Genomic DNA, 9,613 nt, shown 5'->3' on the forward strand with positions numbered 1-9,613 from the left:
GCCGCGCCCGGCAGCGCCACGCCCGGCAGCACCCCCGCCACCAGCGTCGGCGTCACCACCACCGTCCGCGTCACCACTGGCATCGGCGTCACGACCACTCCCGTCACCCCGGCCACCGCCGGCACCCTCACCGCCACCCCGGCCACCGCCGACACCGTCACCATCGCCCCGGCCACCGCCGACACCGTCACCATCGCCCCGGCCACCGCCGGCACCCTCACCGCCGCCCCGGCGGCTGCCGGCACCGGCACCGTCGCCCCGGCGGCTGCCGGCACCAGCACCGGCACCGTCGTCGCGACGGTCTCTTCGGGAGGGGACCACGGCGACGCCGAGGGCGGCGTCCAGGGAGACGGGGCCGCCTTGGAAGACGACGCCCGGCTCGCCGGCGAGGGGAGCCCACGGCTCCAGGATGTCGCCGACGTCCACCGGGGTGGGGCGGTTGAGGACGACGCCCAGTGAGCCCGCCTCGTCGTGGTCGAGGAGGAGCACCACCGCGCGGTCGAAGTTCGGGTCGGCCAGCACCGGTGTGGCGACGAGCAGTCGCCCGGTGAGCGAGGACACCTCGGTCATACCGCAATGATCCCGCACCGGGGCCTTCCGTGGGGACCCAACGGCCGGATCGGGGGCGGGGGACGTGCCGGCCGTCTCGTCGTGGCACAGTGGCCGCCCCCTGGCCGTCCCGTGCCGAGCCCGTGATGGCGCGGCGGAGCACCCGCCGCAACACGGTACGCAACGGACATCTAACCCAACGTGTTATTGCTTACCTGTGACAGTCGCAGGCCCCCCTCGGGCTTGGGTTCGCCCCGGACGGGGCCATTACGCTTGCCTGTTGTCCCATCCCGTCTCGCGGAATCGCGGAGATCCATGACCGACAGCCCAGCCGACGTACTCCTCGTCCACGGTGGCGCCCCGCTCGAGGGCGAGCTCCGTGTGCGGGGTGCGAAGAACCTCGTCCCCAAGGCCATGGTCGCCGCGCTGCTGGGCAGCGAACCGAGCCGCCTGCGCAATGTGCCGGACATCCGGGACGTCCGGGTCGTACGTGGCCTGCTCCAGCTGCACGGTGTCACGGTGCGCACGGGGGACGAGGACGGCGAGCTGGTGCTCGATCCGTCCCACGTGGAGAGCGCCAACGTCGCGGACATCGACGCGCACGCGGGTTCGTCGAGGATTCCGATCCTCTTCTGCGGTCCGCTGCTGCACCGGCTCGGTCACGCCTTCATCCCCGGCCTGGGCGGCTGTGACATCGGCGGGCGTCCGGTGGACTTCCACTTCGACGTGCTGCGCAAGTTCGGCGCGACGATCGAGAAGCGCGCGGACGGCCAGTACCTGGAGGCTCCGCAGCGGCTGCGCGGCACGAAGATCCGGCTGCCGTACCCCTCGGTCGGCTCGACGGAGCAGGTGTTGCTGACGGCGGTGCTCGCGGACGGCGTCACGGAGCTGTCGAACGCGGCGGTCGAGCCGGAGATCGAGGATCTGATCTGCGTCCTGCAGAAGATGGGCGCGATCATCTCGCTGGACACGGACCGTACGATCCGCATCACGGGCGTGGACAAGCTGGGCGGTTACACGCACCGGGCGCTGCCGGACCGGCTGGAGGCGGCCTCGTGGGCGAGCGCGGCCCTGGCGACCGAGGGCAGCGTGTTCGTGCGGGGCGCCGAGCAGCGCTCGATGATCACCTTCCTCAACACCTACCGGAAGGTCGGCGGCGCCTTCGAGATCGGTGACGAGGGCATCCGCTTCTGGCACCCGGGCGGCCCGCTGAACGCGATCGCGCTGGAGACGGACGTGCACCCCGGTTTCCAGACGGACTGGCAGCAGCCGCTGGTGGTCGCGTTGACGCAGGCGTCGGGGCTGTCGATCGTGCACGAGACGGTGTACGAGTCGCGGCTCGGCTTCACCTCCGCGCTCAACCAGATGGGCGCGCACATCCAGCTCTACCGCGAGTGCCTGGGCGGCATGCCGTGCCGGTTCGGGCAGCGCAACTTCCTGCACTCGGCGGTGGTTTCCGGGCCCACGAAGCTCCAGGGCACCGACCTGATCATCCCGGACCTGCGGGGCGGCTTCTCTTATCTGATCGCCGCGCTGGCCGCGCAGGGCACCTCGCGGGTGCACGGCATCGACCTGATCAACCGCGGTTACGAGAACTTCCAGCAGAAGCTGGCGGACCTGGGCGCCAAGTTCGAGCACCCGTGACCGCACGCGCCACCGCCGCGGGCCCGCTCCCTCCCGGGAGCGGGCCCGCGTGCGTGCGACCCGCGCGCGTGCGGCCTGCGGTCAGCCTCCCGGCCGTCAGCGGCATTCCGCCTCGCGGTCAGCCCGCCGTGAGCGGGTAGTGGTCGGAGAGGTTGTCGTAGGTGTAGTCCTTGCCCCAGCTGGTCACCGTCCAGGGCTCGGTCTGCTCCTTGACCACGTGGTTCGTCCAGCTTTCCGGGCGGGCGTGGCCGCGGCGGTGCAGGACGTAGTCGAGGTCCTCGGACGGGTCGTCGGGGTAGCGGTCGGCGGCGAGGGAGTTCTCCTTCGTGTCGAAGGAGTAGGGGTGTCCGGTGCGGGCGTCGGCGGGGACGAGACCGGCGTCGGAGAGCATCGAGGTGTACTCGTCGCCGTGCCGGTCGACGTTCAGGTCACCGGCGACGACGACCTGTTCGCCGGCGGGGATGTGCTGGGCGTCCAGGAAGGCGTCGATCTCCTTGAACTGGCCGGCGCGTACGGAGACGTCCTCCCCGTCGCCGCACGCGGAGTCGGTGGCCTGCGTGTGGGTGCCGACGACGTGCACCCTGGTGCCGCGCACGTCCAGCACCGCGTAGAGGAAGCCCTTGTTGGAGAAGGCATCGGATCCGCAGCCGTCCGTGAAGATGTGCTGTTCCTTGTGGACGACGGGCCACTTGCTCAGCAGGGTGACGCCGCCGTCCTCGGGGGTGACGTTCGAGTACTCCCCGCTGGTGGCGTCCCAGCCGCTCGTGCCCCGGCCCACCACCGGGGTCTGGTACGGGTAGCGGTCGGCGGCGTTCTGCTTCAGCGCGTCGGAGGCGGAGTTGTCGAACATCTCCTCCAGGACGACGACGTCCTGGCCCTGGAAGAAGTCCGCCTTCGGGATGGTCTCGGCCCGGTGGTCCTGGCCCCAGTTGGGGTAGAGGGTCTTGCTGAACAGGAAGGTGTTGTAGTTGAGCACCTTCAGCCGCGGGGTGTCGGAGGGGGTCCCGACGGCCACTGCCGGGGTCGCCGCACCGAGGGCGGCGGTGACGGCCAGGACGACGGTTCCCAGGGCGGCGCGCGACGGGCGACGGGAACTGTTCACGCGGCCTCCTCCACGAGAGCGGAACGCCACACGGTCTCCCCCACCGGAACGGAACATCACGCGGAACATCACGCGGTCTCCTCCACGAGGACGGGGTGGTCGTGCGGGATGAGCGTGCACCGGGTCCCCGGGGTGAGGGAGCCGGCCTCCCAGCTGGGCAGGTCGGCCTTGGCCTCGGCGCCGGAGGCCGTGGTCAGGTGGAGGCGGGTGGTGCCGCCGAGGAACGTGGCGACGCGCACGGTCGCCGTCTCGCCGGGGCCCGTGCCGCCAGCGGTGACGGCCGCGCCGTCACCGCTGACCGCCGCGCCGGGCTTTCCGGCCTGCCCGGCGCTGACCCGCAGGCTCTCGGGCCGCAGCAGCACCTCGACCGCGTGTCCGGCGTCCGGGCAGTCGCCGTGGACGGGCAGCCGCTGCCCCAGCACCTGAACGGTCCGGTCGTCGCCCATGACGCCGGGCAGCCGGTTCATGGTGCCGACGAACTCGGCGACGAACGGCGTGGCGGGCCGCTCGTACAGCTCGCTGGGGGGCGCGCACTGCTCCAGGCGGCCGTCCTTCATCACGGCGACGCGGTCGGCCATCGACAGCGCCTCCTCCTGGTCGTGGGTGACGAAGACGGTGGTGATGCCCAGCTCCAGCTGGAGGCGGCGGATCTCCTCGCGCAACTGGAGGCGCACCTTGGCGTCGAGTGCGGACAGTGGCTCGTCCAGCAGCAGGACGCGGGGCCTGATGGCCAGCGCGCGGGCGAGGGCGACGCGCTGCTGCTGGCCGCCGGAGAGCTGGTGCGGGTAGTGCTTGTCGCGCCCCGGCAGCCCGACGAGTTCCAGCAGTTCGGCGGCGCGCTCGGCGCGCTCGGTCTTGGGCGCCTTGCGGACGCGCAGCCCGTAGGCGACGTTCTCGGCGGCCGTCATGTTGGGGAAGAGGCTGTAGGACTGGAAGACCATGCCGATGTCGCGCCGGTTGGCGGGGGTGGCGGTGACGTCCTCGCCGCCCATCAGGAGTTCTCCCGCGTCGGCGGTCTCGAACCCGGCGACGATGCGCAGTGCGGTGGTCTTGCCGCAGCCGGAGGGGCCGAGGAGGGCGACGAGTTCGCCGGGTGCGATGTCCAGGTCGAGTCCGTCCAGGGCGGTGGTGGTGCCGAAGGTGCGGCGCAGCCCGCCCAGCCGCAGGCCGACGCCGCCGGAGCGGACCTCGGCACTCGGCGGGCTCTTGTGCACGGTCGTGGCGGTGGTGGTCATGCGGTGGTCTTCCTCCCCTTACGGGCCCGCCCGCCGGCGAGGTTGGTGAGCAGGAGCAGCAGGCCCCAGGTGATGAGCAGGCTGAGCATGGCGGCGGCGACGGAGAGCTGGGCCTCGTACTCGCCGACGTGGACCATCCAGACGGAGAACGGCTCGAATCCGAGCACCGTGGCGACGGTGTACTCGCCCAGCACCATGGCCAGGCTGAGGACGGCGCCGCTGACGAGGGCGGGCCGCAGGTTGGGGACGACGACCCGCCACAGGGTGGTGAGCCGGGAGGCACCGAGGCTGCGTGAGGCCTCCACGAGGGTGGCCAGGTCCACGGCGCGCAGCCCCGCGTCCAGCGAGCGGTACAGGAACGGCAGCGACATGACGGTGTAGACGAGGACGAGCACCAGCGGGAAGTTCTTGTTCACCAGCACCTGGAAGGTGCCCCACAGGGGCGTGTCGGCCAGGTCCTGCTGCCAGGACAGTACGGTGCTGACTCCGGCGACCAGGGCGACGGGCGGCACGATGAGCGGCACCATGCACAGCACTTCGACGACGCGCCGCAGCTTGGGCAGCCGCAGGGTGACCACGACCATGGTGGGCACCATCAGCAGCAGTCCGAGGGCGACGGTGGCCAGGCCCAGCCGCAGGGAGAGGCCGAGGCTGGCGGCCATGCCGTCGTCGCCGAGGCCCTTGGCGTAGGCGTCGAGAGTGATGCCCTTGGCGGGGTCGTCGACGGTGAACCAGAGCGAGGCGGCGACGGGGACGAGGAAGTAGAGCCCGGCCAGCAGCAGCACGAGCGCGCTGCCGTACGAGCGCTTCCGGCGCGGGGGGCGTGCGCGGCGCGGGGGACGCGCGGGGCGCGTGGGTGTCGCGGTCAGCCCAGCCATCGGTTGCTCCGTCGTTGCAGCGGGATCTGTACGGCCATGACGAGCAGCGCGATGACCACCATGTTGAGGCTCATGGCGAGGGCGAGGTTCTCCTGGCCGACGAGGACGTTGCCCGAGAGGGCGTTGGCGATCTGGATGGTGATCAGCGGTACGGAGCTGCCGGTCATGACGGCGGCGGTGGCGTGCGAGGCGAAGGCGGTGCCGAACATGAGCACCGCGCCGCCCAGCAGCGAGGGCATCAGCACGGGCAGCCCCACGTGGCGCCAGAACTGGGCGCGGGTCGCCCCGCAGGAGGCGGCGGCCTCCCGCCACTGGGCGCGCACGCCGTCCAGCGCGGGCAGGATGGTGACGACCATCAGCGGCACCATGAAGTACAGGTAGGCGAGCACCAGTCCGGCGAACGTGTAGAGGCTGAAGCCGGTCGCCTTCAGGTGCAGCAGCCGCGTCACGGTGCCGGTGGTGCCGAGCGTGGCGATGAAGGCGAAGGCGAGCGGGGCGCCGCTGAAGTTGGCGAAGACCCCCGAGGCGGAGACGACGGCCTTGCGCAGGGCGCTGCGGCGCGAGGCCAGCACGGCCTGGGCGATGACGGTGCCCAGCACGGTGGCCACCACGGCGCTGAGCAGGGACAGTTTGACGCTGCCCGCGAGGCCGGTGGCGTACGCGCCGGACAGGGAGGTGCGCACGTTCTCCAGGCTGTGGTGGCTCGCGCCGGTGCCGGGGTCGATGACGGTGAACGCGTTGTAGGCCAGGGTGCAGGCCGGGAGGCCGAAGCAGACGGCCATGAAGGCGAAGAACGGCACGACAGCGGGCCAGCGCCACCGGCGGACGGCCGCGCCGCGCCGGCGTGCCGGGCGCGGGGGCGCCGGCGGTGCCGGCTCCTCGCTCGTGCGGGTGGGGGCGTGGGTCGTCACAGCCATCAGCTGACCGCCGCGCCCCAGCCCTGGCTGATGGTCTTCTGCGCCTTGGCCTCCTGCTCGGCGCTGGGGAACTTCGGCGTGCCGTCGACCTCGGGCAGCTTGGCGGCGGCCTTCTTGTCGGCGGTGCCGTCCTTCTTCATCTCCTCCAGCAGCGCGGGCCGGGAGAAGCCCTCGAGCCAGATGTTCTGGCCCTCGGGGCTGTAGAGGAACTCCAGCCACAGCCGGGCCGCGGCCGGGTGGGGGGCGTAGGCGTTGACGCCCTGGTTGTAGTACTGCGAGTACTGGCCGTCCTGGGGGACGTTCACCTTCCAGTCGACGCCCTTGGACTTCAGCTCGGCGCCGTAACCGAGGTTGAGGTAGTCCCAGTCGATGGAGATGGGCGTCTCGCCCTTCTGGATGGTCGCCTTGGTGGACTCCACGGGAACGTAGTTGCCCGCCTTCTTGAGCTTCTTGAAGAAGTCGAGGCCGGGCTGCACGTCGTCGAAGCCGCCGCCGTTCGCGAGGGCGGCGGCGATGATCGCGGAGAACGCCGAGGAGGACTCGTTCGGGTTGCCGTTGAGGGCGACCTTGTTCTTGTACTGCGGCTTGAGCAGGTCCTCGAACGTCTTCGGGCACTCCTTGACGGCCTTGGCGTCGCAGCCGATGGAGATGTAACCGCCGTAGTTGTTCATGTAGGAGGCGTCGGGCTGCTTCTGCGAGGCGGGTATGTCCGCCCAGCCCTTGACCTTGTAGGGCGCCAGCAGCTTCTTGGACTTGGCGGCCCGCATGAAGGAGGTGCCCAGGTCGAGGGCGTCGACGGCGCGGTCCTGGCCCTTGCGCTTGGCGGCGGCGTTCAAGGCGCCCTGGCTGCTGCCGCCCGGGTCCTCGTTGTGCACCTCGATGCCGTACTTCTTCTCGAAGGCCTTGATCATCTCGCCGTAGTTGGCCCAGGTCGGCGCGAGGGCGTAGACGTTGAGCTCACCCTCCTTCTTGGCCGCCTCCACCAGCTTGTCCATGCCGCCCAGGTCCGCGGCCGAGCGGGCCTTCGCCGCCTCGCTGTCCCCGCTCTGCGCCGGTGCCGAGCCGCAGCCCGTGGCCACGGCGGAGAGGGTGACGGCCGCTGCCGCGGCAGCCAGCAGTCGGCTGCCACGGGGGCTTCGGCGGCTGTGATGGTGTGCCTTCACGTCTCTACTCCCGGGGTTCGCGCCCGTCACCTGTATGGACAAGCTCGATTCATTGAGCTTGGGCAAGCTAACAGCACCCACCCTGCGGCGCAAAGCCTGGGGACTGCCCAAATGCCCAGCTCAAAGCGTTATTTACGAACAGGTTTAGTACCGCTGAACTGGGGTTATACGCATCTGCCACACTCGTGGATGTGCACGACGTTGCGCACAGGTGGCATGATCGGGCCAAGCCCGCGCACCAGCACAGGACCTCGCACCACCGACGTGACCGCGCGCGCACAGTGACAAGAGCGCGCGCACGTTACCGACGAGAGCGCGCGCACGCACCGACGAGACCGCGCGCACGCACCGACGAGACCGCGCAGCACCACGAGGAGCCGCCCCATGTCCGAGCCCCGGCGTCACGAGCGGATCGCCGACGAGTTGCGGCGCGCCATCGCCGACGGGCGCTATCCGGTCGGGGCCGCGCTCCCCTCCGAAGCCGAACTCGCCGCCGCGCACGACGCCTCCCGCGGCACCGTGCGGCAGGCCGTCGCCGCGCTGCTCGCCGAAGGCCTCATCGGCTCCCGGCAGGGCGCGCGCCGCGTCGTGCTGTCCACCACGCCCAGCCAGAGCTTCACCGAACTGCGCAGCTTCGCCCAGTGGGCGCGCGCCGGCGGGCGCACCGCGGGCGGCCGGGTCCTGACCTCCTGCTGGGACCGTGCGCACACCGACGAGGCCGGTCTGCTCCAGGTGCGGGAAAAGGACCCCGTCCTGCGCGTGCTGCGGCTGCGCACCCTCGACGGGGAGCCGGTGCTGCTGGAGCGCACCGTCTACGCCGAGTGGATCGGCCCGGCCGTCGAGGCACTGCCCGAGGACTGCGAGTCGGTCACCCAGCGGCTCTACGACGACACCGGGCTCGTCTTCGCGCACGGCGAGCACCACCTCGACGCCGTGGCCGCCGGTACGGCCGACGCCGACCACCTGCGGCTGCGGCGGGGCAGCCCGCTGTTGCGCGTACGCCGGACGACCACCACCGCCGAAGGACGCCCCGTGGAGACGTCCGACGACCGCTACCGCCCGGGCTCCGTCGTCTTCACCGTCCGCAACTCCACCCAGACCAACCCGCTCGCGCGCACCCGCGCCTGAGCGAGGCGGGCCGGGCCCTCGGGCCCGCCGCCGGTCCCCGGCTCCGCCCGCGCCCGGCCCCGACCCAGGGGCCGGGGCCGGTGGGCCCCGGGGCCGATTCCGTCCGTCCCCTTCTCGGAGAACTGCGAGCACGCATTGCCCACCACCCTCACGCCCGCCGCCCTGCCTGCCGCCCTCCTGTGCGACATGGACGGCACCCTCGTCGACACGGAACGCGACTGGCTCGCCACCCTGGCCGACCTGCTGGCCGCACACGGCGCCGCAGCCGACGAGGCCGCGCTGGAGCCCTTCGCCGGGCTCCCCCTCGACGGTGCCGCCGCCCTGGTCGCCGAGCGCACCGAGCTGGCGGCCGACACCGCGGAAGCCCAGCTCGGCGAGACCTTCACCGCACGCGTGCGGGCCGGGGTGACGGTGCAGCCCGGCGCCCTGCGCCTGCTCGACAGCGCCCGGGCCCTGGATTTGCCTGTGGCACTTGTCACGGCGTCCGAACGCCTGATCGCCGACCTCGTGCTGGACACGCTGGGGCCGCACCGCTTCACCTGCTCGGTGGCCCACGGGGAGACCGAACGGGGCAAACCCCACCCCGACCCCTACCTGGCCGCCGCGCGGCTCCTGGGGGTGGCTCCTGAGGCCTGTCTGGCCGTCGAGGACACCCCCACCGGCGCCGCATCGGCGCGGGCCGCGGGCTGCCGCGTGGTGGCTGTCCCCACCGTTGACGGCATCCCCCAGGGGCCCGACACCCTTCTGGTCCGCTCCCTCGAAGACGTGGACCTCACCCGGCTCGTCTTTTCGGCTCCGGCCTCCTGAGCGGGGCCCTCGCCGGGCGGGCTTTGTGGGGCCTGGCCCTTGGCCGGGCGGGCTCTGATGGGGCCCCTTGCCCTGGCGGGCGGGCTTTGTGGCCCCTTGCCCTGGCGGGCGGGCTTGTGGGGCCCCTGGCCCTGGCGGGCTCCCGGAAGGGGGTGGCACTTGCCCTGGCGGGCGGGCTGCGGGTTGGTTG

8 protein-coding genes and 1 pseudogene are annotated in these 9,613 nt (G+C 71.9%); 3 read left to right on the forward strand and 6 right to left on the reverse strand.

The genetic code is table 11. The features are described 5' to 3' along the window. Window positions 1–312 precede the first annotated feature (312 nt). Window positions 313–570 (reverse strand): annotated as a pseudogene (locus tag AB8Z75_RS25365) (YqgE/AlgH family protein); the annotation flags it as partial. 294 nt (window positions 571–864) lie between these two features. Here AB8Z75_RS25365 and murA point away from each other — a divergent pair. Beyond that, window positions 865–2,193, forward strand: a complete 1,329-nt coding sequence (gene murA, locus AB8Z75_RS25370; protein ID WP_369205809.1) for a UDP-N-acetylglucosamine 1-carboxyvinyltransferase — start codon at window positions 865–867, stop codon at window positions 2,191–2,193. Between the two features lie 118 nt (window positions 2,194–2,311). Here murA and sph read toward each other — a convergent pair whose 3' ends face one another. The 5 genes from sph to AB8Z75_RS25395 form a co-directional block, all read right to left on the reverse strand. Then, a complete protein-coding gene (sph, locus tag AB8Z75_RS25375) occupies window positions 2,312–3,247 on the reverse strand; it encodes a sphingomyelin phosphodiesterase (protein WP_369205823.1) in 936 nt (311 codons plus the stop codon). Between the two features lie 116 nt (window positions 3,248–3,363). Continuing rightward, a complete protein-coding gene (locus AB8Z75_RS25380) occupies window positions 3,364–4,530 on the reverse strand; it encodes an ABC transporter ATP-binding protein (protein ID WP_369205811.1) in 1,167 nt (388 codons plus the stop codon). Beyond that, the gene (locus AB8Z75_RS25385) at window positions 4,527–5,408 is read right to left on the reverse strand and encodes an ABC transporter permease (protein ID WP_369205813.1); all 882 of its coding nucleotides are present in this window, start codon (window positions 5,406–5,408) and stop codon (window positions 4,527–4,529) included. Before AB8Z75_RS25385 ends, AB8Z75_RS25380 begins: the two co-directional genes overlap by 4 nt. Continuing rightward, window positions 5,396–6,325 (reverse strand): ABC transporter permease, encoded by a 930-nt coding sequence (locus tag AB8Z75_RS25390; protein ID WP_369205815.1) that lies wholly within the window; start codon window positions 6,323–6,325, stop codon window positions 5,396–5,398. Before AB8Z75_RS25390 ends, AB8Z75_RS25385 begins: the two co-directional genes overlap by 13 nt. Further along, on the reverse strand, window positions 6,325–7,488 hold the full coding sequence (locus tag AB8Z75_RS25395; RefSeq protein WP_369205817.1) for an extracellular solute-binding protein: 1,164 nt from the start codon (window positions 7,486–7,488) through the stop codon (window positions 6,325–6,327). Before AB8Z75_RS25395 ends, AB8Z75_RS25390 begins: the two co-directional genes overlap by 1 nt. A 384-nt stretch (window positions 7,489–7,872) precedes the next feature. Here AB8Z75_RS25395 and AB8Z75_RS25400 point away from each other — a divergent pair, with 384 nt between their 5' ends. Both AB8Z75_RS25400 and AB8Z75_RS25405 read left to right on the forward strand, forming a co-directional pair. After that, window positions 7,873–8,616, forward strand: a complete 744-nt coding sequence (locus AB8Z75_RS25400; RefSeq protein ID WP_369205819.1) for a GntR family transcriptional regulator — start codon at window positions 7,873–7,875, stop codon at window positions 8,614–8,616. Between the two features lie 135 nt (window positions 8,617–8,751). Next, on the forward strand, window positions 8,752–9,423 hold the full coding sequence (locus AB8Z75_RS25405) for an HAD family hydrolase (protein ID WP_369205821.1): 672 nt from the start codon (window positions 8,752–8,754) through the stop codon (window positions 9,421–9,423). Window positions 9,424–9,613 lie beyond the last annotated feature (190 nt).

It is taken from the genome of Streptomyces sp. PU-14G, assembly GCF_041028275.1.
Classification (GTDB): Bacteria; Actinomycetota; Actinomycetes; order Streptomycetales; family Streptomycetaceae; genus Streptomyces.

Coding starts and splice junctions, on each gene's coding strand:
- AB8Z75_RS25390 (WP_369205815.1), bottom strand. CDS start 6,325: ATGGCTGTGACGACCCACGCCCCCACCCGCACGAGCGAGGAGCCGGCA.
- murA (WP_369205809.1), top strand. CDS start 865: ATGACCGACAGCCCAGCCGACGTACTCCTCGTCCACGGTGGCGCCCCG.
- AB8Z75_RS25385 (WP_369205813.1), bottom strand. CDS start 5,408: ATGGCTGGGCTGACCGCGACACCCACGCGCCCCGCGCGTCCCCCGCGC.
- AB8Z75_RS25380 (WP_369205811.1), bottom strand. CDS start 4,530: ATGACCACCACCGCCACGACCGTGCACAAGAGCCCGCCGAGTGCCGAG.
- AB8Z75_RS25400 (WP_369205819.1), top strand. CDS start 7,873: ATGTCCGAGCCCCGGCGTCACGAGCGGATCGCCGACGAGTTGCGGCGC.